The sequence below is a fragment of the Aeromonas sp. s9 genome, assembly GCF_040907765.1.
Lineage (GTDB): Bacteria > Pseudomonadota > Gammaproteobacteria > Enterobacterales > Aeromonadaceae > Aeromonas > Aeromonas caviae.
In genome coordinates, this window is record NZ_JBFOCK010000042.1 from 1 (window position 1) to 24032 (window position 24032).

The following is a 24032-nucleotide window of genomic DNA, read 5'->3' on the forward strand; positions in this document are numbered from 1 at the left end:
CAGATTGAGGCGGTGGCGATGGACATGAACACGGCGTTCGACCTGGAGGTGAAGCAACACTGCCCGCAGGCGGAGGTGGTCTACGACCTGTTCCACGTGGTGGCTCGCTATGGCCGAGAGGTGGTGGACCGGGTGCGAGTGGAGCAGGCGAATGCACTGAAAAGCGATAAACCGGCGCGAAAAGTGGTCAAAAGTGCGCGTTGGTTGCTGCTACGTAATCGGACGAAGCTGAGTGAAAAACAGGATGTGAAGTTGCAGGAGCTGTTGGCGGCGAATCAACCGCTGGCGATGGTGTACGTGCTGAAAGAGGCGTTGAAGGGCATCTGGTATGCGCCGAGCGTGTGGGAAGGATGGCGACGATGGCGGAGCTGGATGCGGCAGGTGAAGGAAAGCGGGCTAGCGCCGCTGCAACGATTTGGTCGAAATTTATCGAAATATATGCGGGGGATCCTGGCGAGTGCAAACTACCCGATGCACACGAGTGTGCTGGAAGGGGTGAACAACAAGATCAAAGTGATAAAGCGCATGGCATATGGATTTAGGGACTCAGAATACTTTTTTCTGAAAATCAAGGCGGCCTTCCCCGGAAAGCCGCGATGAACCTAAAAAAACCCCGTTGCACGCAACGGGGTTTTTCATGATACCCGGCAGGATCAGTTGCCGAGGGTGGAGAACAGGCTCTGTTCCAGGCTGCCGCGGGAGACGCACACCGGGGTGATGGAGGGAGCCAGCACCCGCTCGCCGGAGGACTCGACGAAGTAGAGCTGGGTATTGCCCTTGACGTTCACGGTGGCGACGCTGTTGTTGCCGCTCTGGGTGATGATCAGGTTGATCTGCAGGTTGGGGTTGCCCAGCGCCACCTTGGACCCCATGGTGCCGCAATCCAGCCACTCCAGACCATCGGCCGAGTTTTCCACGTTGGCGGTCATCAGACCGGCACCACGCTGGCTGTTCTCGATGTTCAGGCCGTGATCGCCGAACCACTTCTCGGCACGGGCCCACACCAGATCCACCGGGATCGCCATCTCCTGGGTGTTGTTGGTTGCCTTGGCAACCGGCGGGGTATAGCGATACTGCTCGCCGCCGTTGTTGTCGCTCGCACAACCCACCATCAACAGGGCCAGGGCGCCCCCCATTATCTTCTTCATGCTGCTTCTCTCATCCATAAGGCCATAGGCCAACCGGCGGCTATTATGGCGATCGCGACACAGGCTGTCAGCAGGGATCCGCACAAATGGCGTACTCTTAACCCAGGCTTTACAAAACCCACCTGTTATCATAGATTTGCTCGAAGTCTCCCCCGTGAGTGCTCTCGTGACTTCTTCGCTCTCCCTGGCGCTGCTGCAGCAGATCATCGACCAGTTACCCATGAATATCTTCTGCCGGGACAAGCACGGACGGTACCTGTTTGCCAACAAGGCATTCGCCAGGGAAGCCGGCCTGCAAGACCCGAGCGAACTCATTGGCAAGAGCGATGCCGAGATGCCCTGGGGGGATGTATTCCGGGAGGAAGATGACCGCCTGCTGGCCGACGGCAAACCCCTGCTACACCAGCAGCTCCATTGCCACAGCGGCGAAGGCGCCAGCTGGATGGAGATCAACAAGGTTCCCCTGTATGACGAGCACGGCGATCCCATCGCCCTGTTTGCCATGGTCAGCGCCATCGATCAGCGCAAGGAGCTGGAGCAAACCTTCCGCCAGCAGCAGTTGCTGCAACGCCGCCTGTTGGATGCCATTCCCGACCTCATCCGTCTCGAGGATCACCAGGGCGTGCTCATCGACTGCAACCAGGCCTTTCTCGACTTCATGGGGCTGGTGGCAAGCGAGGCTCTGGGTCGGCGTGTCCCTCCCCGGCTGCCCGTCGAACAAACCCTGGGTCAGGGGGAGTATTGCGTGGTGGATGCCCAGGGCAGAGGCCGCCATCTGGAGGTCACCCGGGTCGAGGTGCCGGATGACGAGGGCAACTCCCTCGGCATCCTTACCCTGAGCCGCGACATCACCGGGCTGCGCACCACCCAGGCCCAGTTGCAGCAGGAGCAGCACTACGATAGCCTGACCGGCCTGCTCAAGCTCTCCCACTTCCTCCAGACCAGCCGTCATCTGGGCGCCCGCAAGGCCAGCCTGCTGCTGGTGGATCTGCAACATTTTCGCGAGATCAACGATCGCTTCGGCATACGGGTCGCCGACCGCCTGTTGAGCCAGGTGGCCCGTCGCCTGCAACGACTGGCGCCGCCCCAGTCCCTGCTCTGTCGGGTCGCGGCGGATGACTTCGCCCTGCTGCTGCCCGAGCTCCCCCTCTCTCTGGATGCGTGGAGCCGCAACCTGCAGCAGGAGCTGATGACGCCCTATCAGGTGGAAGAACACAGGATCCAGATCCCGGTGTTCCTCGGCATCGCCCATGGCAAGGCCAAGGATGCCGAGCGTCTGCTGAGCCACGCCGAGGCCGCCCTGGCCCAGGGCAAGCGCCAACAGCAGCACTGCACCCTGTTCGACCCCGCACTCGATGCCAAGCTCAAACGCCGCCAGCTCATCGCCGCCCAGTTGCCACTCGCCATCAAGTCCGCCGAGCTGACCGCCGTCTACCAGCCCATCATCTGTACCCACAGCAACCGGCTGCACGGGGCTGAGCTGCTCTGCCGCTGGCCCCATCCCGAATTCGGCATGATCTCCCCCGACGAGTTCATCCCGCTGGCGGAGGAGCTGGGGCTCATCGGCCAGCTCGGCCAGCTGATGCTGGAGCTCGGCTGTGCCCAGCTTGCCCGCTGGCAGGTGGCGGCCCCGGATCTGGTGCTCTCCATCAACCTCTCACCCCTGCAGTTCCGCGATCCCGAGCTCTGCCCGCAGATCTTCGACTGCATCGCGCGCCACGGGCTCGCCCCCTGGCAACTGGAGCTGGAGATCACCGAAGGGGTGCTGATGGAGAATGCCGACGAGATAGAGAGCAACCTGGCCAGCCTCATCGAGGCGGGCTTCCAGCTCGCCATCGACGACTTCGGCACCGGCTACTGCTCCCTCGCCTATCTTCCCAGGCTGCAGGTGGCGACCCTCAAGCTCGACAAAAGCTTCACCCAGGGGCTGGCCACCAACCAGGCCACCACAGCCATCGTGCGTTCCGTCATCGGGTTGGGCCATGAGCTTGGCATCAAGATCACCGCCGAAGGGGTGGAGACGCCGGAGCAGCAGGCCTGGCTGGTGCAGGTCGGTTGCGATCGGCTGCAAGGCTATCTGTTCAGCCGCCCCCTCCCACCGGCCGACTTTGCCCGCAGCTACCAGCTGCCGGAGCAGTAAGCCAGCAACAACAAGGCCACCCGAGGGTGGCCTTGTTGTTTTTGCAAAGCGTACGTGATCTGACGCACTTACTCCTGGAAGTAGGTGCCCCAGCCGTCGTAGTCCACCCCGTATTTCTCGAGGATGGGCAGCATCTTCTCGATGTCGGCGACGATGGTGTCGATGTCCAGCTTGCACTCCACCATGGCGTCGAAGCAGAAGATGGTGGCGCCGTCGTCCAGCTCCATCTCCTCGGCGTCGGTCACTTCGAAACCGGCCTTGAACAGATCGACCGCCGCCTTCTCCAGCAGATCGAACTTCTGGCAGGCAAAGTGGTGCTCAATCTCGTAATCCAGATCCGGGTTGCTGCCATCGGCCAGCAGCTCGTTGACGATGGCGGCGGTCTCTTCGCGCCACTCTTGCATATTGGTATTCATATAAACCCCAGGCGGTGTTGGATGGATGTCACCCCTGCCAGCCGCGTCGGCCCGGACCATGGCCAGGGGATGAGTGCGGCAAAGCATACCCGCAGAGCGCGGCAGGCTCAATCGATGGGCCAAGATAACTGGCGACTCTCCCGGCTTGGCGCCAACGGGCAGCCCTCGGCACGTCAGGCAGCCCGCCATCCTTCATGATGTTCTGCTGGCCGCCGGCCCGCCCTGCCCCACAGGCGCCCCTCTTTTCATGGTTAAAACCGGGAAACCGGTCCAATCACGGGAAGATTGCTCGGATATCGAGCGAACGGTACATCAATCTGCGGCCTGTGGTTGACACCTCAGTCCAGAAAGGGTTTAATGCGCGCCGTTGCCCAGATAGCTCAGTCGGTAGAGCAGGGGATTGAAAATCCCCGTGTCGGCGGTTCGATTCCGTCTCTGGGCACCAACTATTCCTCCTTAGTTCAGTCGGTAGAACGGCGGACTGTTAATCCGTATGTCACTGGTTCAAGTCCAGTAGGAGGAGCCAAATTCGAAAGGCCCGCTCAGATGAGCGGGCCTTTTTGCATCTGTCATTTACTCACATGCCGGGGCTAGTAGTGGTTTTCGTCCCCATGCCATACGTGTCCGGCCGAGCAGGCCCGGGCGACTTCGTGGCAAGGGTCGTCCGCATGGCGGCGGAAGAAGTGCTGATCCTGTTGCAGCAGGAGCGAACTCATCGAGTGGCTCATGCCAGCCAGTGCCTCGCCGGCGGTCAATCCTGCAACCCGGTGATCTGTGGCCAAATGAGCCAGGACTTTTTCACGACTGTTCATGATCGCCTCCCTGTGTGGATCCGGTCGTAAATTGACCATAGCAGCCGTACTCTGCATACCGCAAACCCGCGTCAGCAAAGGGCTACAGGCAGGTCCCGACCTTCTGCTCCGGCATGAAAAAACCCGCTCATGACAAGCGGGTCTGTTTCACTCAGCTAACCGCCGTTGCAGGCCGCCAGCAACAGAGTGGCACCACAGGTGGCGCTGAACACCAGCAAACCCACCTGCAGCACCCCCTCCGGATCCCTCTGTGTGCGTCTCTTGCGAACACGTATCCATCTCGGCTTCATCGAGCCAACTCCATCCAGTTTCCTGCACCCGGGGTGCTGACCTATCCCTGCCCGTCCCGGCAGGCGGCTCATCTTTGTCCAGTTGCAGCCCGCCGTCAACTGCGGCGAAACCACACCTTGTAGGGCACCGACCTCAGACTCCATCTCTGTTAACAATCTGGAAAACCGGCGTGACCCGCCCCTGCGCCAGGGCTATGATGAGGCCGACGATTTTCCTACCCTCAGGGAGACCCCAGATGAGCAGCCCCTTGCACTATGTGCTGGATGGCATCCATTGCGAGCCACACTTTTTTACCGTGCCCCTCGACCACCAGCATCCCGACGAGGAGGCGACCCTCACCCTGTTTGGCCGCACCCTCTGCCGCAAGGACAAGCTGGATGATGACCTGCCCTGGCTGCTCTATTTGCAGGGAGGCCCGGGCTTTGGCGCTCCTCGCCCGACCGCCGATGGCGGCTGGATCAAGCGGGCCCTGCAGGAGTTTCGGGTGCTGCTGCTCGATCAGCGCGGCACCGGCCACTCCACCCCCATCAGTGCTGACGCCCTGGCGGGGATGACCCCATATGAGCAGGCGGATTACCTCGGCCATTTTCGCGCCGACAACATAGTGCGCGACGCTGAATGCATTCGCGAGGTGCTGAGCCCGGGGCGCCCCTGGAGCCTGCTCGGCCAGAGTTTCGGCGGCTTTTGCAGCCTCACCTACCTCTCGTTGTTCCCGCGGTGTCTGCACGAGGTCTACCTCACCGGCGGGGTGGCACCCATCGGGCGCAGTGCGGATGAGGTCTACCGCGCCACCTACCAGCGGGTGGCGGACAAGAACCGCGCCTTCTTCACCCGCTTCCCCCATGCCCAGGCCCTGGTCAACCGGCTGGCCAACCACCTGCACCACCACGACGTGCGCCTGCCCAACGGCCAGCGCCTGACGGTGGAGCAGTTGCAGCAGCAGGGGCTGGATCTTGGGGCCAGCGGCGCCTTCGAGGCACTTTACTACCTGCTGGAAGACGCCTTCATCGGCGAACGCCTCAACCCCGCCTTCCTCTATCAGGTGCAGGCCATGCAGCCGTTCAACACCAACCCGGTGTTCGCCATCCTGCACGAGCTCATCTATTGCGAAGGGAGTGCTAGCAACTGGGCGGCCGAGCGGGTGAGAAGGGAGTTTCCTGCCCTGGCCTGGGCGCCCGGCAAAGATTTCGCCTTCACCGGCGAGATGATCTTCCCCTGGATGTTCGAGCAGTTCCGCGAGCTCATTCCCCTGAAGGAGGCCGCCCACCTGCTGGCCCAGAAAGCGGACTGGGGTCCCCTCTACGACCCGGCGCAGCTGGCCCGCAACACTGTGCCGGTGGCCTGCGCCGTCTATGCCGAGGACATGTACGTAGAGTTTGACTACAGCCGCGACACCCTGAAGGGGCTTGGCAACAGCCGCGCCTGGATCACCAACGAGTACGAACACAACGGCCTGCGGGTCGATGGCGAGCGGATCCTGGACCGGCTCATCCGCATGAACCGGGATCGCTGATCCCGCCGGGCGCACGCCTGCAGCAAGACAACAAGTTCGAGGGCGGCCCATGAGCCGCCCCGCCCATGGAAGCAACACAAAACAACAAGGACACCCATTGGATCATCCGGAAATCTCGGCCGGCTGGCTGAGTCGCCTCTTCTATCGCTGGACCGGCCCGCTGCTGCGCAAGGGGCTGACCCAGCCCCAGGTCAGTCTCGACGATCTCTATCCCCTGCTGCCGGAAGACAGGCGCGACGGCCGCGCCGACGCCTTCCTCGCGCTCACCGCCCGCCAGCCGGTGCGCCCCTGGCCCCTGACCGCCTTTATCTGGCGCCATTACAAGGGACGGATTGGCCTGCTCACCCTGCTGCAACTGCTCGGCATGCTCGCCACCCTGACCAGCCCCTGGCTGCTCAATCACAGCATGACCCACCTCGGCACCGATGCCACCACCGGCCACAAGCTGCTGCTGGCCCTGGCCCTGTTCGCCTCCGTGCTCGCCGCCGGCATGCTGGCGGAGCACTCCTTGCAACTGGCCCTCAAGATGCACGTGCCCATCCGCCGTCTGCTGGCCGAATCCCTGCTCGCCAAGGTGATGAAGCAGGGTGGCAAGAGCTTCGACGACAGGGCCGGCGGCCGGGTGCAGAACCTCATCAACCGGGACGTGTGGGACATCACTTGGATCCTGGCTGACCCCGCCATGCCGGTCACCATGGCGCTGCAACTCATCGGCACCATCGCCCTGCTGGTGTGGCAGGTGGGCAGTGCCGGTCTGGTGGGCTTCGCGGTGCTGGCCCTGCTGCTGCTCATCTCCACCCGGGTGGTACGGGGCATGAACCAGCAGGAGCAGCAGCTCAAGCGTCAACAGGACGAGCGCAACGGCATCCTGGCGGAATACATCAAGAAGCTGCGGCTGGTGCGCCAGAACGGGCTTGGCCCCTTCTTCACCCGGGCGGCCAACACCAAGCGCCAGCAGGAGTTGGGAGTGCTGGGCAGGGTGCTCAGGCTCGATGCTATCAACGAAGGGCTGATGCTGAGCACTCCCCTGCTGGTGACCCTGGCCACCTTCACCACCTACCTGGCGTCGGGCAACACCCTCACCCTGCCCCAGGTGTTCACCACCATCGCCCTGTTTACCGTGCTGCGCATTCCCATGATGCGACTGCCCTACCTCATCCGCACCCTGATCAACTTCAACACCGGCTTCAACCGGCTGTGCGAGTTCCTGAACAGCCCGGAGCAGCATCGGGATCTCACCGATCCCAGCTTGCCGGTGGGCAGCCTGCGGCTCGACAACGTCACCGCCCTGCACCAGCAAAAACCGGTGCTCGAGGGAGCCAACCTCGCCATCGCACCGGGGGAGCTCGTGGGGATCACCGGGGCCACCGGGGCGGGCAAGAGCTGCCTGCTGCATCTGGTTGCCGGCTTTGACAGCGAGTTTGCCGGCAGCATCCGTCGCCACGGCCGGGTTGCCCATCTGGGCCATAAACCCTGGCTGATGAACGACACCATCCGCAACAACATCCTGTTCGGCCAGCCCTGGCACGCCGAGCGCTATCGTTGGGTGCTCGGCGCCTGCGCCCTCACGGCCGATCTCGCGCTGCTCAGCCACGGGGATCAAACCCTGGTGGGGGAGCTCGGCACCCGCCTCTCCGGCGGCCAGCAGCAGCGGGTCGCCCTGGCTCGCGCCCTCTACGCCCGGGCCGATATCCTGCTGCTGGACAACCCCTTGTCTGCGCTCGACCCCATGGTCGCGGCCCAGGTACTGGAGCAGGGGCTCGCCTTCAAGCCGGGGCCAACCCGGCTCCTGGTGAGCCACGACCCGGATGTGCTGGCCAGGTGCGATCGGGTGATCCGCATCGAGCAGGAGCGCCTGGTGGAGCTCGATGCCCACCAGTTGGCGGATCTTGTCCAGCATCCCCAGACCGCCCCGCCGGTGCCCCCTCAGGAGGCGGAGCAGTTCAGCGAGGAGAAAGTGGTGGAGGGCAAGGTGGACTGGGGGCTGTTTGGCTTCATGTGGCAGCGCCTCGCCGCCCCCGGTGCCATCCTGCTCGTCCTGCTGCTCACCCTGGGCCAGGAAGGGCTGCGCATCGCCTCGGATCTCTGGCTCGGCGGCAAGGCCGAGGTGAGCGACGTCACGACCCTGCTCGGCATCTATGTGCTGCTGGGGGCGGGCTCCCTCGCCTGCATCATGGCGGTACGGGTCATCAACTACACCCTTGGCCTCAAGCTGGCCTGGACCCTGTTTGACGGCATGCTGGGGCGCATCAGCCGCGCCCCCATGGCCTTCTTCGACAAGGTGCCCCAGGGGCGCATCCTCAACCGCTTCGACCGGGATCTGGGGGAGGCGCAAGAGATGCTGCTCTCCATGCTGGTGGGACTGTTCGGCATGCTGGTGTCCGTGGCCTTGCAGGTGGTGGTGATCGGCATCAATATTCCCCTGCTGCTGCTCATCGCCCCCCTGGTGGGATGGGCGCTCTATGTGTTGCAGCGCCGCTACCGGGCGGTGCAACTCAAGCTGCGGCGCCAGTCCTCGGTGCTGCGCTCCCCGCTCTACATCAGCATCAGCGAGACCATCCGCGGCGCCCCCGCCCTGCGCCTGGCCGGGGCCGAGCGTTTCGCGCTGGACCAGGTGCTGCACCACTATGACAACAACCTGCGCAGCTGGTACACCACCACCTCCATCAACCGCTGGCTCGGCATGCACCAGACCCTGCTCTCCGCCGCCCTGGTGGGGGCCGTGGCACTCATGGTGGCCTTTGGCAACAGCCCGCTGCTGGGGGCCGTGGCCATCACCTATGCCTTTACCGCTTCCGCCATGCTCAACTCCCTCATCCGCACCTTTGCCGAAGTGGAACAGGTGATGAACGCGGTAGAGCGGGTGCGCGAATACAGCGAAATAGAGAGCGAACGCCAGGAGGGAGAGGCCCTCACCACCCCTCACCCCGCAGTGCGCTTCGACAACCTGGGACTGCGCTACCCCCAGACCAGCCAGTGGGCGCTGCACAAGGTGAGCTTCGAGCTGGCCCCAGGTGAAAAGGTGGGTGTGTGCGGGCGTACCGGGGCAGGCAAAAGCTCCCTGCTGGGGGTATTGCAGGCCATGTATCCCGCCTCCCAGGGAGAGATTTTCTACGGCAATCAGCCACTGTCACGACTTGCACCGGAGGCGGTGCGCGATCTCTACGACACCGTCTCCCAGATCCCGCTCACCTTCTTTGGCTCCTTGCGGGCCAATCTGGCGCCCCTGACCGAGCATGACGACGCCGTGCTTGAGCAGGCGCTGGCCCGGGTGGGCCTCGCCGAGCGCTGCGCCGGGCGGCTGGATGAGGATCTCGACAGGCTGCAACTCTCCGCCGGCGAGACCCAGTTGTTGGTGATCGCCCGCATCCTGCTGTCGCGCCGACCGCTCATCGTGCTGGACGAAGCCACCTCGGACCTCGATCACGGCGGCATGCGCAAGATGGCGGAGCTGCTCTACCGCTACCGGCCGGAGGCCAGCTATCTGGTGATCGCCCACCACCTGGAACCGCTCTTGTCGGTGGACAAGGTGGTGGTGATGGAGGCCGGCACCGTGGTGGAGCAGGGGTCGCCGGTGAGCCTGCTGGCCAACTCCCACTCCCGCTTCCACCAGCTGTTTGCCGGCCAGGTCAACCGTCAGGTGCCCCAGACGGCATGAGCACCAAAAATAACAAGGGCTGCCCCCGGGCAGCCCTTGTTGCTTGAGGAGAGCCTCAACGCTCCATGATCTGGGTGATGTCGTCCTTGTTGATATGCACTTCCCTCCCCTCTTCATCGTAATAGCGATACATGCCTGTGGTCTCGTCCAACCTGGGTTTGCTGTCGGTGGCAATCATCTTGCCATCCTTGGTGCTCATGATGTATTGGGAGCTGCACCCCGCCAATCCCAACAGACAAATCAGCATCATCACAGCTTTCATCACTCTCCCCTTCTTCACGCTCACCCTGGCGGTGATAGGTGAAGCCTAGCTCAACCAGATGGCCCGTTTACCTTGATTGCAGCAACAGGATTCACAGAAAGAATCCACCTGCTATAGCCATTGAAAATGATCTATCAAGAAAAGAAAGACCGGACATCTGTCCGGCCTGCTCTGGATTATTAGTTACTTGCCCGGCTTGCGCTCGCCGGTGACGGTGGGGTTGGCCGGATCCATGCTCCACTCGAACCAGCCGCCATCGTAGACGCTGATCCGCTTCCAGTCCATCAACCAGGCGTAGAAGAACGCCTCGGAGGCGCGCCAGCCGGTGCCGCAGTAGAAAGCGGCCTGCTGGGTCGGCTCGATATTCCACTCATCCCACATGGCGAGGATCTCGCGGGCGGGCTTCATGGTGCCGTCCGGGTTGTGGAAGTCGCTCATGCTGTTGGCATCCACCCCGCCATGACCCCATCTGGCCCCGGGAATGTCCCCCTTGGGCTTGATGTAGCTGTAGCCCGAGGTATTGCCCACGAACTCGTCCCAGGTGCGCACGCTGACCAGGGCGCCGTCCGGCTGCTTGAGCAGGGCCTTGGCCTGGTCAAGGGTGGTGTAGTACTCGGGACGGGCCGGGATGACCACGCCAAACTCCTTGGCCGGGGTGAACTTGTTGGCCAGGCCGGTCTCGGTGCGCAGATGCTGCACAAACCAGGCCTCCAGCCCGCCATCCAGCAGCCGCACATCCTCGACCCCCGCATACATCATCAGATGGGCCGCACGGGCCGCCGCCATGGTGTTGCGGCCATAGAGGATGACGGTGGTGTCATGACGGATGCCGTTCTCCAGCAGCAGCGCCTTGAGCGCCTCGTCAGAGACCTTGTTCCACAGCGGCTCCCCTTCCAGCCGGTTGGTGTCGATGTAGCCGGCTCCCGGAATGTGGCTCAGCAGATAGGCCTTGGGGGATCCCCAGTCCACCTCGAACACCTTCCACTCCCCCTTGGGGGCGGCGATGACCGGTTTGCCTGCCTGCAAGTCCGCCAACCAGAGCGGATGGACCAGCTGCTGCCAGCGTGCCAGATGCTCCCGGGGCGCCTCTTTCCATCCCTGCAGCTCGAACAGCTGCTTGATGCCCTGCTGGCGCAGCAGACGGGCCACCTCGGCCACCTCGCGAGGGGTGCCATAGAGGGCGACGGGTTTGTCGGCCTTCAGCCCCTTGCTCGCAAGCGCCACAGGCCACTCCTCGTCACTGTATTTCCACTCTGCGGAGAGCAGCTCGGCACCGGCCACATGGCCCCCCTGCTTCTCCCCGTCCATGGGCCAGCCCTGATAGAAATAGCTCGGGCGGGTATCCAGGATCACCGCCTCCTTCCCCTTGGCATCCGCCAGGGAGAGCGGGGGCAGCTCGGCGGCCAGCGCGGGCCAGGCACACCAGAGCAGCAAGGCGGTCAGGCAGCTTCGCCACAGTCCAGTCATTCGTTTCATGATGTCGTCTCGATGCATAGTGAAGAGAGTTAAAAAATGGAGCGGCCCAGGCGCTCGGCCAGCAGCTCCAGCGCCGCCGTCCCGGCCAGGGAGTTGCCCGCCTTGTTGAGCTCGGGTGACCAGACGCAGATGGAAAGCTCTCCCGGGATCAGCGCCATGATGCCGCCCCCCACCCCGGATTTCCCCGGCATGCCGACCCGGTAGGCGAAGTCGCCCGCCTCGTCATAGAGGCCGCAGGTGGCGAGCAGGGCATTGACCTGCTTGGTGGTCCGGGCCGGCAGCAGGGGTGTGCTCTCGCCAAGAGGGACACCCCGGTTGGCCAGATAGACGAAGGCTCGTGCCAGATCGACGCAGCTCATGCGGATGGCGCAGGCATTGAAGTAGCTCTGCAATACCTTGTCCACCTCGTTCTCGAAGTTGCCATAGGCCTTCATCAGATAGGCGATAGCGGCATTGCGGGCGGAGTGCTGGTACTCGGAGCGCGCCACCACCTGATCCGCCATGATGGCCGGGTTGCCGCACAGGCGGCGCACCAGCTCCAGAGTACGTTGGCGAGGAGCGGTGAGCCGGGTTTCCAGTAGATCGCTCACCACCAGGGCACCCGCGTTGATGAAGGGGTTGCGGGGAATGCCCTGCTCGAACTCCAGCTGGACGAGGGAGTTGAACGGCTGACCGGAGGGCTCCTTGCCCACCCGGGCCCAGATCTCCTCCTCCTGATAGAGGGTCAAGGCCAGCGTGAGGCTCAGGGCCTTGGAGATACTCTGGATGGAGAAGGGCTCGAAAGCGTCACCTGCGGTGAACAATTCTCCTTCAACGGTACAGACCGCGATCCCCAGCCGGTCGGCAGGCACCTGGGCCAGGGCGGGAATGTAATCGGCCACCTTCCCCTGCCCGAGCAGCGGACGCACCTCTTCCAGGATGCCGGCCAGTAATTCGGATGACAACACCATTGGCTATTCCATGACGTGAAACGAGGCGGGGCCAGCCCACCGACAAAAATCCCGCCGGCGGCGGGATTTTCTATCTGCCCGGGAGGCAGTCAGATATCAGGCCGGCTCGCCGTACCAGAGATCGAACAGCTCGGTGACCACCACGGCCTCCAGCCCTTTGCCTTGCAGCCAGGTCTGAACGGCGGAACGGTCTTCGTCGGTGCACTTGCCGAGCTGCTGGGTGCAGACCATCCCTTCCCAGGCCAGGTGACCCGAGCCGGCGAAGGCCAGCTTGCGAGGTTCGATCACCTCGTCGATCAGCGCATCGACCACGGCATCAATGGTCTCTTCGGCGGTGCCGACCGGGAAGTTGAAACTGATGTCGAACCCCATTTCCTGGAATTCATCGACGCGCAGTTTCTTACGCAGACGGCGGCTACGGTTGGCCATGATAGCTCCTTAGTTGATACGTTGACTCAGTTGACTCGTTTGAAAATCAGATCCCAGACACCGTGGCCCAGACGATGGCCACGCTGCTCGAATTTGGTCAGGGGGCGCCAGTCGGGACGGGGCACCCAGTTGCCGGTGGCGGAGGTGTTCTCGTACCCCTCGGCGGCACTCATCACCTCCAGCATGTGCTCGGCGTAGTTCTCCCAGTCGGTGGCCATGTGGAAGACGCCACCGATGGCAAGCTTCTGGCGGATATCCTGGGCAAAGGCAGGCTGCACGATGCGGCGCTTGTGGTGGCGGCTCTTGTGCCAGGGGTCAGGGAAGAAGAGCTGCAGGCAGGAGAGAGAACCGTTCGGGATCATGTGCTCCAGCACTTCCACCGCATCGTGGCAGATGACGCGCAGGTTGGTGACGCCCGCCTCCTGGGCGGTGCCAAGGCAGGCGCCCACACCCGGAGAGTGCACCTCGATGCCGATAAAGTTCTTCTCGGGGGCGTTCTTGGCCATCTCCACCAGGGAGGCGCCCATGCCGAACCCGATCTCCAGCACCACGGGTGCCTCGCGGCCAAACAGGGCCACCATGTCGAGCGGCTCTGGTGCGAAATCGATGCCCATGACCGGCCAGAGCTCTTCCAGGGCCTTCTCCTGCCCTTTGGTCAGGCGGCCTTCGCGACGGACGAAGCTGCGGATCTTGCGCATGAACTTGCCGTCTTCGTTAAACACATCTTGGGTCACAGACATAGTAAATTGCTCGTTATTGCATCGCTCTGGAACAGAGCCGACATAAATGGATCGCTCGTTATTGCATCAGTTCGCAAAAACAGGGGAGCGAATTATCCCAAGATAGGCACAAGGCGCAAGTGTTTCCCACAACAAATCCCCCGGGACTGCCCACTTCCACCAGCAAGGTTGACAAATGCCACCCCCTTCACAGAATCTGTCGGACGTCGGGTTCATCCTGATGCGGAAAAATAAAACCATATACAACAAAGGATTGCAGTATGAAGAAAACCCTGTTGGCCCTCGTCCTGCCTGCCCTGCTGGCCGGTTGCAACCCCTCTGACAACGACTCCCAACCCCCTGCCCCCGCCGCTCAGGCCCATGAATTTCTGGTGCAACTGAGCTCTGGCGCAGAAGGGATAGGCGCTCGCCCCACTGGCACCGAGGCCGAAACCCGCGCCGCCGCCTGGATCCAGGATCACCTGGCCGGCTGGGGTTACGAGGTGCAGAACCAGCCGTTCACCTACACCCGGGGCGGCACAGACCGAACCTCCCAGAACATCGTCGCCGAGCTCAAGGGTCAGAGCGACAAGGTGATCCTCATCGGTGCCCACTATGACAGCACCGGCGAGAAGAAAGGATCCGAAGGCGCCACCGACAACGGGGCCGGCGTCGCCGCCCTGCTGGCGGTTGCCGAGGCACTCAAGGGAGAGACCCTGCCCTACACGGTGCGCTTCGCCTTCTTCGGCGCCGAGGAAAACGGCCTCAACGGCTCCAAAGCCTATGCCGCCAGTCTCGACACCAATGCCGTCGCCAAGCTGCTGGCCATGGTGAACTACGACACCATCGCCGGGGGTGACATCGTCTATGTCCACTCGGCCCACTCCGACGTGGCCGAGTACAACTGCGCCGACCCGAGCCGCTACAGCTTCGATCCCAAGGTGCGCGATCGCCTGCTGGCCATCTCCCAGCAGACCGCCACCCCGTTCGCCATCCACCCCAGCTACAGCGGCTACCCGGAAGGGGAGACCGGCAGCTGGTCCGATCATGCTCCCTTTGCCTGCCTGGGGGTGCCCATCGCCTACGTGGAGGCCACCAACTTCACCATCAACGGGGAAGATGGCTATGACGGCTACTCCCAGAGCACCAATCCGGCGCTGTGGGACTGCTACGACGACGCCACCAAGAGCGCCTGCGACCGGGACAGCGAGACCCAGTGGGGCAAGATCTGGCACACGGAGCATGATCGCCTCGACAAGATGGCCGAGCTCTTCCCGGGCCGGATCGAGCAGCAGCTCGGGGCCAATACCGACCTGATGATCCGCTTCCTCAAGGCGCCGGGGCTCTGACCCCCATCCCGCCCGATGCCCCCCTGACAGGGGTTTTTGCGCCCCTGACCGGGGTCGGGACGATAAAATTCGGGCAGGTGCCAAACCTGCCCTTTTTTATGGATTTTTGTGACAGCCATTGCCTCATTTCTGAAATCTGATACAAACGGATAACCTGGCGGTTGAATGGAGCGACCGCCACCTAGTCAGAGAGAACCCTATGCAGCCGTTTTTTGCCCAGCGCTTCGAGAAGGTCGAGCCTTCCTTTATCCGCGAAATCCTCAAAGTTGCCGCCAATCCGGAGATCATCTCCTTCGCCGGCGGCCTGCCCAACCCCCATCTGTTCCCGGTCAAGGCCATCGAGCAAGCGTGCCAGGACGTGCTGCGCGAGCAGGGAGCCGCCGCGCTGCAATATGCCACCACCGAGGGCTTTGCCCCGCTGCGCCAGTTCATCGCCGACCGCTACCTGAGCCGCCACGGCATGACCGTCAATCCTGACAACATCCTCATCACCAGCGGCTCCCAGCAGGCGCTGGATCTGCTGGGCAAGGTGCTGGTGAACGAGGGGCAGGATCTCATCATCGAAGAGCCGGGCTACCTTGGCGCCATCCAGGCGTTCTCCGTCTATCAACCGAATTTCAAGCCCATCACCCTGGCGGAAGAGGGGCTGGATCTGGCCGCGCTGGATGCGCTGCTGGAGCAGGGCTCCAGCGCCAGGCTGCTCTACGGCGTGCCCAACTTCCAGAACCCGAGCGGTGTTTCCTACAGCCGCGCCAACCGGGAAGCCCTGGCCGAGCGCCTGGTGCGCCACGATCTGCTGATGGTGGAAGACGACCCCTATGGCGAGCTGCGCTTCGAAGGGGAGCACCTGCCCCCCATCGCCAAGCTGGCCCCCCACAACACCGTACTGCTCGGGTCCTTCTCCAAGACGGTGGTACCCGCCTTCCGCCTGGGCTGGATGGTGGTGCCGGAATGGCTGCGCAAGAAGGTTACCATCGCCAAGCAGGCCACCGACCTGCACAGCAACGCCTTCAGCCAGCAGGTGCTGCACCGCTTCCTGACCGACAACTCCCTCGACGCTCACCTGGAGAAGATCAAGGAGGTCTATGGTCGCCAGCGTGCCGCCATGGAAGCCGCCCTCGCCCGCCACTGTCCGCCCGGCGTCAGCTACACCCGTCCCGAAGGGGGCATGTTCCTCTGGCTGACCCTGCCGCCCAGCGTCAGTGCCATGGCCCTGTTCGACGAGGCCATCAAGGAGAAGGTGGCCTTCGTGCCCGGCGCCCCCTTCTATGTGCGCCCCGAGATCCAGAATACCCTGCGCCTGAGCTTCTCCTGTGTGGATGAAGCGACCACGGAAGAGGGGGTTCAGCGTCTGTGCCGTGCCCTGGCCCGCATGCTCTGAGCCATCCGGCCATAAAAAAACCAGCNGCTGGTTTTTTTTGCCTCGCGCTTACCCCTCAGCGCCCCTGCCCGGCCAGCTGGCTGACAAACTCCTTCATGGGCATGGGCCTGCCAAACAGGTAGCCCTGCAGGAAGGTCACCTCGCGGGCCTTCAGATAGTCGGCCTGCACCTGATTCTCCACCCCTTCCGCCACCAGTTGCAGACCGAGCCGGGTCGCCAGATCGATGACGTTCTCCACGATGTGGCTGGAGAGCGCGTCCGACCCAATCATGCCGACGAAGCTCTGATCGATCTTGAGGAAGTCTACCTGGAAGGTCTGCAGGTAGGTCAGGCTGGAGTGGCCGGTGCCGAAATCGTCGATGGCGATGAAGATCCCGAGGGCATGCAGCTCGGCAAAGAGCCGGTCCGTCGTCTCGTCCGCCACGATGAGCTCGCGCTCGGTCAGCTCCAGCACCAGCTTGATGGGATTCCCCTTGAAGGCGTTGATGAAATCCCGGCAATCCTCCACCAGGCTCAGATCCTTGCAGTGGCTGGCGCTGATGTTGAAGCCGAAGTGGAACCCTCGCGGCAGATGGTGCGCCTTGCCCGCAAACTGTTCGCGCACCTGCGCCATCAACAGCCGGGTCATGGGCACGATGAGGCCACTGTCCTCTGCCAGGGGAATGAAGCGATCCGGCGAGATCATCCCCTGACGGGGGTGTTGCCAGCGCATCAGCACCTCGCAACCGCTCCATTGGCCGTCCTCCCCGTTCACCACGGGTTGCAGATAGGGGATGAACTCCTGCTGGGACAGTGCCCGTTTCAGCTCCTGGGCCGGCGAAGTCGAACGTCCCATCAGCCAGAAGACCGCCACCCCGAGCAGCAGGCTCAGCAGAGGATAAATAATGACGCCCACCTTGGAGTAGTCCCAGATGTGGGCACGGTACTCATCCACCGACACCGTGGTCACTACCTTGAACGGGTACCTGGTCGAGACCTGTTCGAGATAGCCATTGCGATCCTTGGGGATCAGCTTGTCGGTGAGTTCGCTGTTTCGCAGCAGCATCTCGTTGCCGACCACCAGCCCCAGTGGGGAGTTGCGGCTCAGCATGTCCAGGATGTTGAGCAGGTAGTAGCCGTCGACCCCCACCAGCACGCTGAACTCGCCCACCTCTTCCCGGTAGGCGATGAGGGGACGATTCGGGGTGACCGGGTTGCCCTTCATCAGGTCGAGCCTGCCCCCGACATAGTCATCCAGTTTGATGCCGCCATCGACCGGGCCATAGAGGGAAGAGCAGTAGATCCGATCCCCCCTGGCCAGGTTGACGCTGCGCACATCCGGCACCGTGGCCACCTGATCCCTGAGCCCCTGCACCACCTCGAGACAGGGCCTGCCCAGGCTGCCGGTGAGAGCCGACGCCGCCAACTGGGCATTGTCCAGAGTGCGGTCGAACATGACCCTGGCATGTTCCAGGCGCGCCACCGCATCCTGTTTCACGCCGGTGGCGGTCTGCCAGATGACGATGACGAGCCCAAGGAGCATGGGCAACAGACCGGCCAGCAAGGCACAGAGCAGCCGAACATAGAATTGACGCACCTTCAAACGTCGAAATGGCATAACGGCCCTCATGAACATGGCGAAAAAGCGCTCGAGTTTACCCGCTGGCGCCCGTTTGGCAAGCCGGAATGAGCCCCTGATACCGCCGCGCCACGGCGCCCCCCGTGGTCGCAACGCCCGGCAACCCCGTGGATAAAGGGGGCGGCGTCTTGGGAGACAAAAATCATAATGCTCATAAAAACAGGAGCTTGTCCATCGGGCACCCAGGCTCTAGAGTAGACCCTAGAGCGTCAGGGAGGCAGGATATGAAGATACTGATCACGGGGGGCACGGGGTTTATCGGCCGCCGTCTGGTGGCACACCTCAAGGTAGCGCACGAAGTAGTCGTGCTGACCCGCCAGGGCAGCCGGGCCTACGAGCTGCTCGGCCACGATGTCACCCTGCTGGACAGTCTGGACAGGCTGGATCACCTCAATGACGTGGACATCGTCATCAACCTGGCCGGCGAACCCATCGCCGCCGGACGCTGGAGCGAGTCCCGCAAGCAGTTGCTCTGCAACAGCCGCTGGCTGCTGACCGAACAGCTGGTGGATCTCGTCAAACTCTCCAGCACGCCCCCCAGATTGCTGCTCAATGCCTCCGCCATCGGCTGGTATGGCCGCCAGGATGACGCCCCTCTGGATGAAACATGCCAGAACCCTCACGACGAATTCACCCACCGTCTCTGTCAGCAGTGGGAGCAGCTTGCCCAGCAGGCCCGCTCGGCCCAGACCCGGGTCTGCATCCTGCGCATCGGCCTGGTACTCGGCATGGAGGGGGGCGCCTTGCCCAGGATGCTGCCCCCTTACCGCCTGGGCCTCGGCGGCCCCATGGGCAGCGGCACCCAGATGATGAGCTGGATCCACGTGCAGGATCTGGTGCGGGCCATGCTGTTTCTCGTCGAGCACGGCGAGTGTGACGGCATCTTCAACGGCACGGCCCCGCAACCGGTCAGCAATCGCCGGTTCAGCGAGACCCTGGCCGCCACGCTCCATCGCCCGCACCTCTTCTTCGTACCAGCCCCCCTCCTGCGACTCCTGATGGGAGAGGCGGCGGATCTGCTGCTCACCGGACAGCAGGTACTGCCCGCCCGCTTGCAGCAGGCCGGTTTTCACTTCAGTTTCCCGGCCCTGCCCGGCGCTCTGGACAATCTGCTGCACTCACCCCGTTGACTCAATGACACATCCCGACCGAGGTCGGGATGTGTCGAGCCATCAGAGCAGCCCCTGCCCCAGTCCCCTGAGCCGGTCGCTCAGGGTACCCGCCAGCAGTTGGCGGCGCATGCCCTGTCCGGCCAGGGTCACCAGCACGGCCCCAAGCAGGGGGAGTGCAGCCCAGATGGCCCAGTGGAACTGCCACTGCGCTCCCTCCCACCACCACTGCAGGCCGAAGGAGCAGAGCTCCACCACCATGGCGGCGCAGAGCCCTGCCAGGGCACCGCTCGCCACCAGCTCCCAGCGCAACATCTTCTCGAGCAGGGCGCTGCCCGCCCCCAAGGTGCGCATCAGCAGCAGCTCCCGGCGCCGATGGGCCATGCCGGCCTGGGTCTGGGTCAGCAGCACCAGCAGGGCAGCCACCGTCACCAGCCCGAGCATCAACCCCAGGGCGCGGCTCACCTGATCGGAGACCAGGGTGAGGCGGCCTATCAGATCCTCCACATCGATGAGGCTCACCGTGGGGTGGCGGCGGATGAGTTCCACCTCTGCCCCTCGCCCCTCTGGCGGCAGACGATAGCTGCCGAGCCAGGTCTGGGAGAAGGGGGCCAGCACGTCCGGCGAGAAGATCATGTAGAAGTTCGGCCTCATGTTGTCCCACTTGATGGACCTCAGGCTGGTCACCCTGGCCTCGAACGCCTGCCCCTCTATGGTGAAGCCGAGCACGTCTCCGAGCGCGATGCCGAGCCGTCCCGCCAGTGCCTCGTCGACGGAGACCTCCCCCTTGCCGGCCAGCCATTGACCGGCAGTGACCTTATTGTCGGCGGGCAGGGCCGATGTGGTGGTGAAGTTGAGCTCTCTGTCCACCCCCTCCCGCGCCGCATCCTCCCCCACCGCCTCACCGGCGATACGGGTCAGGCGCCCGCGCACCATGGGGTAGAAGTCCGAGGTGATGGCCCCGGCCTGGTGCAGATCGGCCAGGATCCCTTCCCGCTCGCTGTCCGCCACATTGACCAGGAAGCGGTTCGGGGCGTCGGCAGGCAACCGGGTGGAAAAATCCTCCAGCAGATCGACCCGCGCTGCCCACAGCAGCCCGAACAGCATCAGGGCCAGGGCGAAACCCGCCAGCTGGAACAGACCACTGCCCCGCTCACGGGAGAGGTGATTGATGGCCAGGCGCAGGGCATGGGGCCCCTTGAGCCGACTGCCAAGACGCAGCAGCACGGAGGCGAGCAGGGCCAGCAGCGCCATCAACCCCCCCATGCCGCCGATGAGCCCGCAGGCCAGCCTGATGTCGGCGGTAAAGCCCCACACCAGGGCAAACAGCCCGATGAGCCCCACGGGCACCGTCAGCCAGGGAGGGATCCCCGCTTCCAGCTCCCGGCGCAGCACCCGCAGCGGCGGTACCTTGAGCAGCCTCAGGAAGGGAACGAACGCCAGCATCAGGGTGATGAAGAAGGCGACCGCGAGGCCCAGGGCGAAGGGTCGCCAGGAGGGGGGCGGCAGATCCGCAGGCAGCAGATCCCCCAGCAGGTTCAGGGTCAGCCACTGCATGGCGCTGCCCGCCACCAGCCCCATCAGGGCCCCCACCAGGGTCAGGGAGAACAGCAGGGTGCCCATCAGTTGCCACAGGGTGCGCCGCGAGGCCCCCAGGGTCTTGAGCAGGGCCACCATGTTGGTCTGGCGCTCGGCGAAATGGCGCACCGCTATCCCCATGGCCAGGGCGCCGAGCAGCACGCCGGCAAGGGATGCCAGACGGAAGAAGCGCTCGGCATTGCCCAGGGATTTCCCCACCTGGGTACCCTGATCGTCGGGTTTGACGAGCTTCTGCCCGGCGCTCAGCCTGGGGTTGAGCCAGGCCTCATAGCGGGCGATGGCGTCACGGGGCCCCTTGACGAGATAGCGCCACTGCTGGCGACTGCCCGGCAGCAGGGCCCCGGTCGCCTCGATATCGGCGCTGTGGATCAAGGCCCTTGGCGCCATCTGGAAGGGGCTGAACCCCTGATCCGGCTCCTGGCCCAGCTCCCCTGCCACCGTCAGCCGGGTGTTGCCGACCTCGAGTACCTCCCCCACCTTGGCGCCGAGCAGCTGCATCACCCTGGCGGAGAGCCAGATCTCGCCGGGCGCCGGGGCGCGCTGGGGAGTGAGCTCCAGCTTGCCGTAGAAGGGAAAATCCCCGGGCACGGCGCGGATGGAGGCCAGTTGCAGGGTATCACCGTGAAACAGCATGCTGTTGAAGCTGACCGTGGTCTGCACGGCAAGCCCCTCCTGATGCGCCTGCGCCAGCCACTCTGCCGGTGCCGGCGTCGCGGAGCGCAGCACCCTGTCCCCTCCGATGAAATCCCGCCCGGAGGCCTTGAGCCCCGCATCCAGCCGATCCGCCACCAGAGCCACGCTGAGCACGCAGGCGACGCTCAGCGCCAGCGCCAGCACAAACCAGCGCAGCTCGCCGCTGAACCCTTCCCGGCGCAGCAACTTCAATCCCAGTCGCCACTGACTCATGACGCCTCCCTCACCGTCCATGCTGCTGCCAACGATCCCCTGGTGCAGCTCTGTCTCCAATGACTCATGACAGCTCTCCCACCCTGGCCGCCATGACAGCCTGAGCCTCCAGCCGCCCGGCTGACATCACCAGCTGTCGCTGGCAGCGCTGAGCCAGCTCATGGTCATGGGTCACCACCACCAGGGTGGTGTTGTGCTCGCGGTTGAGACGAAACAGCAGTTCGATCACCGTCTCCCCTGTCTTGCTGTCGAGGTTGCCGGTGGGCTCGTCCGCCAGCAGCAGGCTGGGGCGGGTCATGAAGGCACGGGCAATGGCGACCCGCTGCTGCTCGCCGCCAGAGAGGCGCGGCGGCAGGTGGTGCAACCGCTCTCCCAGACCGACCTGTGCCAACAGCTCCCGGGCACGGGGCTCGCTGTCGGTCTCCCCCCGCAGCTCGGCCGGCAACATGACGTTTTCCAGGGCGCTCAGGGTGGGCAGCAGCAGGAACGACTGGAACACGAACCCCACCTGCTCGGCCCGCAGCCTGGCGCGTCCCTCCTCGTCCAGCCGGGTGAGGGAGTGGCCGAGGATCTCTATCTCGCCGCGGCTCGGCAGATCGAGACCGGCCAGCAAACCGAGCAGGGTGGACTTGCCGGAACCGGACGCACCGACCAGCGCCAGCGTCTCGCCGGTATTGACTTGCAGATCGATCCCTTCAAGGATGGTGAGGCTTTCCTGACCGAGGCGAACGGTTTTACCGAGCCCCCTGACGGCGATAATGGGCGTTGAACTCATCTTGGGTATCCTGTTTGCCTGAACCTGTAATGACAATAGAACGTGGGAGTTGACTGCATGATGCGTCTCTTGTTTGCCGTGAGTTGCCTGTGCTGCTGGGCAGCGTCCGTCCAGGCCCAGACCCTGCTGGTACTGGGCGACAGCCTGAGTGCCGGCTACCAGATGCAGGCCGAACAGAGCTGGCCTGCCCTGCTCAATGAAAAGTGGCAGCAGCAGGGGGGAGAACACACCCTCATCAATGCCAGCATCAGCGGTGAAACGACCCAGGGCGGCCTGGCCCGCCTGCCCACTCTGCTCGAAACCCACAAACCGGACTGGGTGTTGATCGAACTCGGCGCCAACGACGGGCTGCGGGGCTTTGCTCCCGCCATCACCCGGGCCAACCTGACCAAGATGATCGAGCTCGCCCGGGCGCACCAGGCGAAGACGGTGCTGACCCAGATCCTGCTGCCCCGCAACTATGGGGCGCGCTATCTGCAACAGTTCGAGCAGATCTTCCCGGACCTTGCGAAGGCCAACGACCTGCCGCTGATGCCCTTCTTTCTGGATGATATTGTGCTGCGCCCTGAACTCATGATGAACGATGGACTGCACCCGACGGCCGCCGCCCAGCCCCGGATCCGCGACAAGGTCGCCCGCTTTGTCGAGCCTCTGCTGACTCAGTAGCTCGGTGGCCGGGCCCCTGGCCCTTCCCCTTGCCCAGCAAAAAGCCCCCGCATGGCGGGGGCTTTTTCATGGCGCTGTCCCAATTACATGTTGAAAGGCTAACCTTGAAGTAGGTCATCACCCTGAGGGCCTCCATCATGGATACCCAAGCCTTTCAACATCTACTGTCTCTCTTTCCACAGCTCACCATGCGCCAGCGTCGCCTCGCGCAACATGAACTCACTACCCCTCACCCAATCACCTCGCTGGCCGCTCAACTCCCCGCTTGTCGATGTTGCCCTCACTGTCAGGCCGAGGCTACGCAGTTGGCTCCCTGGGGTTGGAGTCGAGGGCTGCGTCGTTATCGCTGCAAGCAGTGTCTGCGCACCAGTTCCGTTCTCACCAAGACGCCTCTGGCTCGACTTCGCAAGGCACAATGCTGGGAAGACTACGCCCAGGCCCTCATCGACGGTCTGACCGTCCGACAGGCTGCCGTCCGCTGCGGAGTCTGTAAAAACACCGCCTTCTTGTGGCGTCACCGCTTCCTGAAAGCCATGGCGAGTCACCAGGCGGCACGGGAAGGGGGTATCGTCGAGGTTGATGAGACCTTCTTCTTGGAGTCGTTTAAAGGGCAACGTGGTTTGCCCCGCCCGGCCCGCCACCGTGGGGGCAAAGGCCGTACCCGAGGCACAGGGCCGGATTACATCCCGGTGATGGTGGTTCAGGACCGGGCTGGTCACCATGCGGATTTTCAGTTGGAGAAAATGAATGCCGAGACGGTGATAGCTGTTTTGACACCCCTTGTCTCGTCAGATGCGGTGTTGTGTAGCGACGGC

Annotated in this window: 20 protein-coding genes, 2 tRNA genes and 1 pseudogene; 11 read left to right on the forward strand and 12 right to left on the reverse strand. The window is 63.6% G+C overall.

The genetic code is table 11. The annotated features are described in order from the left end of the window. Positions 1 to 600: pseudogene (locus tag AB5Y54_RS08440) on the forward strand (ISL3-like element ISAeme19 family transposase); the annotation flags it as partial. 53 nt (positions 601 to 653) lie between these two features. On the opposite strand, the gene AB5Y54_RS08445 reads toward AB5Y54_RS08440, so the two are convergent. Next, positions 654 to 1148: a hypothetical protein gene (locus AB5Y54_RS08445; protein WP_029314787.1), complete on the reverse strand. Its 495-nt coding sequence runs from the start codon at positions 1146 to 1148 to the stop codon at positions 654 to 656. Positions 1149 to 1314: 166 nt separating this feature from the next. Between AB5Y54_RS08445 and AB5Y54_RS08450 the strand changes: the two genes are divergently transcribed. Then, on the forward strand, positions 1315 to 3288 hold the full coding sequence (locus tag AB5Y54_RS08450; RefSeq protein ID WP_039040163.1) for an EAL domain-containing protein: 1974 nt from the start codon (positions 1315 to 1317) through the stop codon (positions 3286 to 3288). Positions 3289 to 3356: 68 nt separating this feature from the next. Here the strand turns inward: AB5Y54_RS08450 and rraB are convergent, their stop codons facing one another. After that, positions 3357 to 3692, reverse strand: a complete 336-nt coding sequence (gene rraB / locus AB5Y54_RS08455) for a ribonuclease E inhibitor RraB (RefSeq protein ID WP_010675493.1) — start codon at positions 3690 to 3692, stop codon at positions 3357 to 3359. 381 nt (positions 3693 to 4073) lie between these two features. Between rraB and AB5Y54_RS08460 the strand changes: the two genes are divergently transcribed. Together AB5Y54_RS08460 and AB5Y54_RS08465 are read left to right on the forward strand one after the other, a co-directional pair. After that, a tRNA-Phe gene (locus AB5Y54_RS08460) sits at positions 4074 to 4149 on the forward strand. Positions 4150 to 4154: 5 nt separating this feature from the next. Continuing rightward, positions 4155 to 4230: transfer RNA gene (locus tag AB5Y54_RS08465), tRNA-Asn, on the forward strand. Positions 4231 to 4294: 64 nt separating this feature from the next. Here the strand turns inward: AB5Y54_RS08465 and AB5Y54_RS08470 are convergent. Both AB5Y54_RS08470 and AB5Y54_RS08475 read right to left on the reverse strand, forming a co-directional pair. Further along, positions 4295 to 4516 carry a hypothetical protein gene (locus AB5Y54_RS08470; protein ID WP_010675494.1) on the reverse strand — a complete coding sequence of 74 codons (222 nt, stop codon included), beginning with the start codon at positions 4514 to 4516 and terminating at the stop codon, positions 4295 to 4297. 155 nt (positions 4517 to 4671) lie between these two features. Continuing rightward, entirely contained in the window at positions 4672 to 4806 is a 135-nt protein-coding gene (locus AB5Y54_RS08475) for a hypothetical protein (protein ID WP_080560565.1), read from the reverse strand. Positions 4807 to 5042: 236 nt separating this feature from the next. Between AB5Y54_RS08475 and AB5Y54_RS08480 the strand changes: the two genes are divergently transcribed. Next, positions 5043 to 6320, forward strand: coding sequence for an alpha/beta fold hydrolase (locus AB5Y54_RS08480; protein ID WP_010675495.1), 1278 nt, complete (start codon positions 5043 to 5045; stop codon positions 6318 to 6320). Positions 6321 to 6417: 97 nt separating this feature from the next. Continuing rightward, positions 6418 to 9978 carry an ATP-binding cassette domain-containing protein gene (locus AB5Y54_RS08485; RefSeq protein ID WP_368153453.1) on the forward strand — a complete coding sequence of 1187 codons (3561 nt, stop codon included), beginning with the start codon at positions 6418 to 6420 and terminating at the stop codon, positions 9976 to 9978. A 55-nt stretch (positions 9979 to 10033) separates the two neighbouring features. Here AB5Y54_RS08485 and AB5Y54_RS08490 read toward each other — a convergent pair whose 3' ends face one another. The 5 genes from AB5Y54_RS08490 to trmB form a co-directional block, all read right to left on the reverse strand. Next, positions 10034 to 10240 carry a YgdI/YgdR family lipoprotein gene (locus AB5Y54_RS08490; RefSeq protein WP_010675497.1) on the reverse strand — a complete coding sequence of 69 codons (207 nt, stop codon included), beginning with the start codon at positions 10238 to 10240 and terminating at the stop codon, positions 10034 to 10036. A gap of 183 nt (positions 10241 to 10423) precedes the next feature. After that, the gene (locus AB5Y54_RS08495) at positions 10424 to 11716 is read right to left on the reverse strand and encodes a sulfurtransferase (RefSeq protein WP_201932666.1); all 1293 of its coding nucleotides are present in this window, start codon (positions 11714 to 11716) and stop codon (positions 10424 to 10426) included. A gap of 29 nt (positions 11717 to 11745) precedes the next feature. Further along, entirely contained in the window at positions 11746 to 12666 is a 921-nt protein-coding gene (gene glsB / locus AB5Y54_RS08500) for a glutaminase B (protein WP_010675499.1), read from the reverse strand. A 96-nt stretch (positions 12667 to 12762) separates the two neighbouring features. Then, positions 12763 to 13095, reverse strand: a complete 333-nt coding sequence (locus AB5Y54_RS08505; protein WP_010675500.1) for a YggL family protein — start codon at positions 13093 to 13095, stop codon at positions 12763 to 12765. Between the two features lie 26 nt (positions 13096 to 13121). Beyond that, on the reverse strand, positions 13122 to 13835 hold the full coding sequence (gene trmB / locus AB5Y54_RS08510) for a tRNA (guanosine(46)-N7)-methyltransferase TrmB (RefSeq protein WP_010675501.1): 714 nt from the start codon (positions 13833 to 13835) through the stop codon (positions 13122 to 13124). A 260-nt stretch (positions 13836 to 14095) separates the two neighbouring features. On the opposite strand from trmB, the gene AB5Y54_RS08515 reads away from it, so the two are divergent. Both AB5Y54_RS08515 and AB5Y54_RS08520 read left to right on the forward strand, forming a co-directional pair. After that, positions 14096 to 15163: a M28 family metallopeptidase gene (locus AB5Y54_RS08515; protein WP_010675502.1), complete on the forward strand. Its 1068-nt coding sequence runs from the start codon at positions 14096 to 14098 to the stop codon at positions 15161 to 15163. Positions 15164 to 15362: 199 nt separating this feature from the next. Continuing rightward, the gene (locus AB5Y54_RS08520; protein ID WP_010675503.1) at positions 15363 to 16544 is read left to right on the forward strand and encodes a PLP-dependent aminotransferase family protein; all 1182 of its coding nucleotides are present in this window, start codon (positions 15363 to 15365) and stop codon (positions 16542 to 16544) included. 55 nt (positions 16545 to 16599) lie between these two features. Here AB5Y54_RS08520 and AB5Y54_RS08525 read toward each other — a convergent pair whose 3' ends face one another. Next, on the reverse strand, positions 16600 to 18141 hold the full coding sequence (locus tag AB5Y54_RS08525; RefSeq protein WP_010675504.1) for a cyclic diguanylate phosphodiesterase: 1542 nt from the start codon (positions 18139 to 18141) through the stop codon (positions 16600 to 16602). 245 nt (positions 18142 to 18386) lie between these two features. On the opposite strand from AB5Y54_RS08525, the gene AB5Y54_RS08530 reads away from it, so the two are divergent. Then, positions 18387 to 19292 carry a TIGR01777 family oxidoreductase gene (locus AB5Y54_RS08530; protein ID WP_069652050.1) on the forward strand — a complete coding sequence of 302 codons (906 nt, stop codon included), beginning with the start codon at positions 18387 to 18389 and terminating at the stop codon, positions 19290 to 19292. Positions 19293 to 19334: 42 nt separating this feature from the next. Here AB5Y54_RS08530 and AB5Y54_RS08535 read toward each other — a convergent pair whose 3' ends face one another. After that, the gene (locus tag AB5Y54_RS08535; protein WP_368153454.1) at positions 19335 to 21776 is read right to left on the reverse strand and encodes an ABC transporter permease; all 2442 of its coding nucleotides are present in this window, start codon (positions 21774 to 21776) and stop codon (positions 19335 to 19337) included. A gap of 64 nt (positions 21777 to 21840) precedes the next feature. After that, a complete protein-coding gene (locus AB5Y54_RS08540) occupies positions 21841 to 22551 on the reverse strand; it encodes an ABC transporter ATP-binding protein (protein ID WP_041212428.1) in 711 nt (236 codons plus the stop codon). A 57-nt stretch (positions 22552 to 22608) separates the two neighbouring features. On the opposite strand from AB5Y54_RS08540, the gene AB5Y54_RS08545 reads away from it, so the two are divergent. Continuing rightward, a complete protein-coding gene (locus tag AB5Y54_RS08545; RefSeq protein WP_041212427.1) occupies positions 22609 to 23217 on the forward strand; it encodes an arylesterase in 609 nt (202 codons plus the stop codon). Positions 23218 to 23354: 137 nt separating this feature from the next. Beyond that, positions 23355 to 24032 (forward strand): IS1595 family transposase (locus AB5Y54_RS08550; protein ID WP_368153273.1); only part of this gene is annotated, 678 nt, incomplete at its 3' end.

Bases quoted from the DNA above. Each gene is read 5' to 3' on its own strand.
- AB5Y54_RS08445 (WP_029314787.1), bottom strand. From the start codon at position 1,148: ATGAAGAAGATAATGGGGGGCGCCCTGGCCCTGTTGATGGTGGGTTGT.
- AB5Y54_RS08530 (WP_069652050.1), top strand. From the start codon at position 18,387: ATGAAGATACTGATCACGGGGGGCACGGGGTTTATCGGCCGCCGTCTG.
- AB5Y54_RS08505 (WP_010675500.1), bottom strand. From the start codon at position 13,095: ATGGCCAACCGTAGCCGCCGTCTGCGTAAGAAACTGCGCGTCGATGAA.
- AB5Y54_RS08475 (WP_080560565.1), bottom strand. From the start codon at position 4,806: ATGAAGCCGAGATGGATACGTGTTCGCAAGAGACGCACACAGAGGGAT.
- AB5Y54_RS08470 (WP_010675494.1), bottom strand. From the start codon at position 4,516: ATGAACAGTCGTGAAAAAGTCCTGGCTCATTTGGCCACAGATCACCGG.
- trmB (WP_010675501.1), bottom strand. From the start codon at position 13,835: ATGTCTGTGACCCAAGATGTGTTTAACGAAGACGGCAAGTTCATGCGC.
- AB5Y54_RS08515 (WP_010675502.1), top strand. From the start codon at position 14,096: ATGAAGAAAACCCTGTTGGCCCTCGTCCTGCCTGCCCTGCTGGCCGGT.
- AB5Y54_RS08520 (WP_010675503.1), top strand. From the start codon at position 15,363: ATGCAGCCGTTTTTTGCCCAGCGCTTCGAGAAGGTCGAGCCTTCCTTT.
- AB5Y54_RS08495 (WP_201932666.1), bottom strand. From the start codon at position 11,716: ATGAAACGAATGACTGGACTGTGGCGAAGCTGCCTGACCGCCTTGCTG.
- AB5Y54_RS08545 (WP_041212427.1), top strand. From the start codon at position 22,609: ATGATGCGTCTCTTGTTTGCCGTGAGTTGCCTGTGCTGCTGGGCAGCG.
- AB5Y54_RS08535 (WP_368153454.1), bottom strand. From the start codon at position 21,776: ATGAGTCAGTGGCGACTGGGATTGAAGTTGCTGCGCCGGGAAGGGTTC.
- AB5Y54_RS08490 (WP_010675497.1), bottom strand. From the start codon at position 10,240: ATGAAAGCTGTGATGATGCTGATTTGTCTGTTGGGATTGGCGGGGTGC.
- rraB (WP_010675493.1), bottom strand. From the start codon at position 3,692: ATGCAAGAGTGGCGCGAAGAGACCGCCGCCATCGTCAACGAGCTGCTG.
- AB5Y54_RS08540 (WP_041212428.1), bottom strand. From the start codon at position 22,551: ATGAGTTCAACGCCCATTATCGCCGTCAGGGGGCTCGGTAAAACCGTT.
- glsB (WP_010675499.1), bottom strand. From the start codon at position 12,666: ATGGTGTTGTCATCCGAATTACTGGCCGGCATCCTGGAAGAGGTGCGT.
- AB5Y54_RS08480 (WP_010675495.1), top strand. From the start codon at position 5,043: ATGAGCAGCCCCTTGCACTATGTGCTGGATGGCATCCATTGCGAGCCA.
- AB5Y54_RS08525 (WP_010675504.1), bottom strand. From the start codon at position 18,141: ATGCCATTTCGACGTTTGAAGGTGCGTCAATTCTATGTTCGGCTGCTC.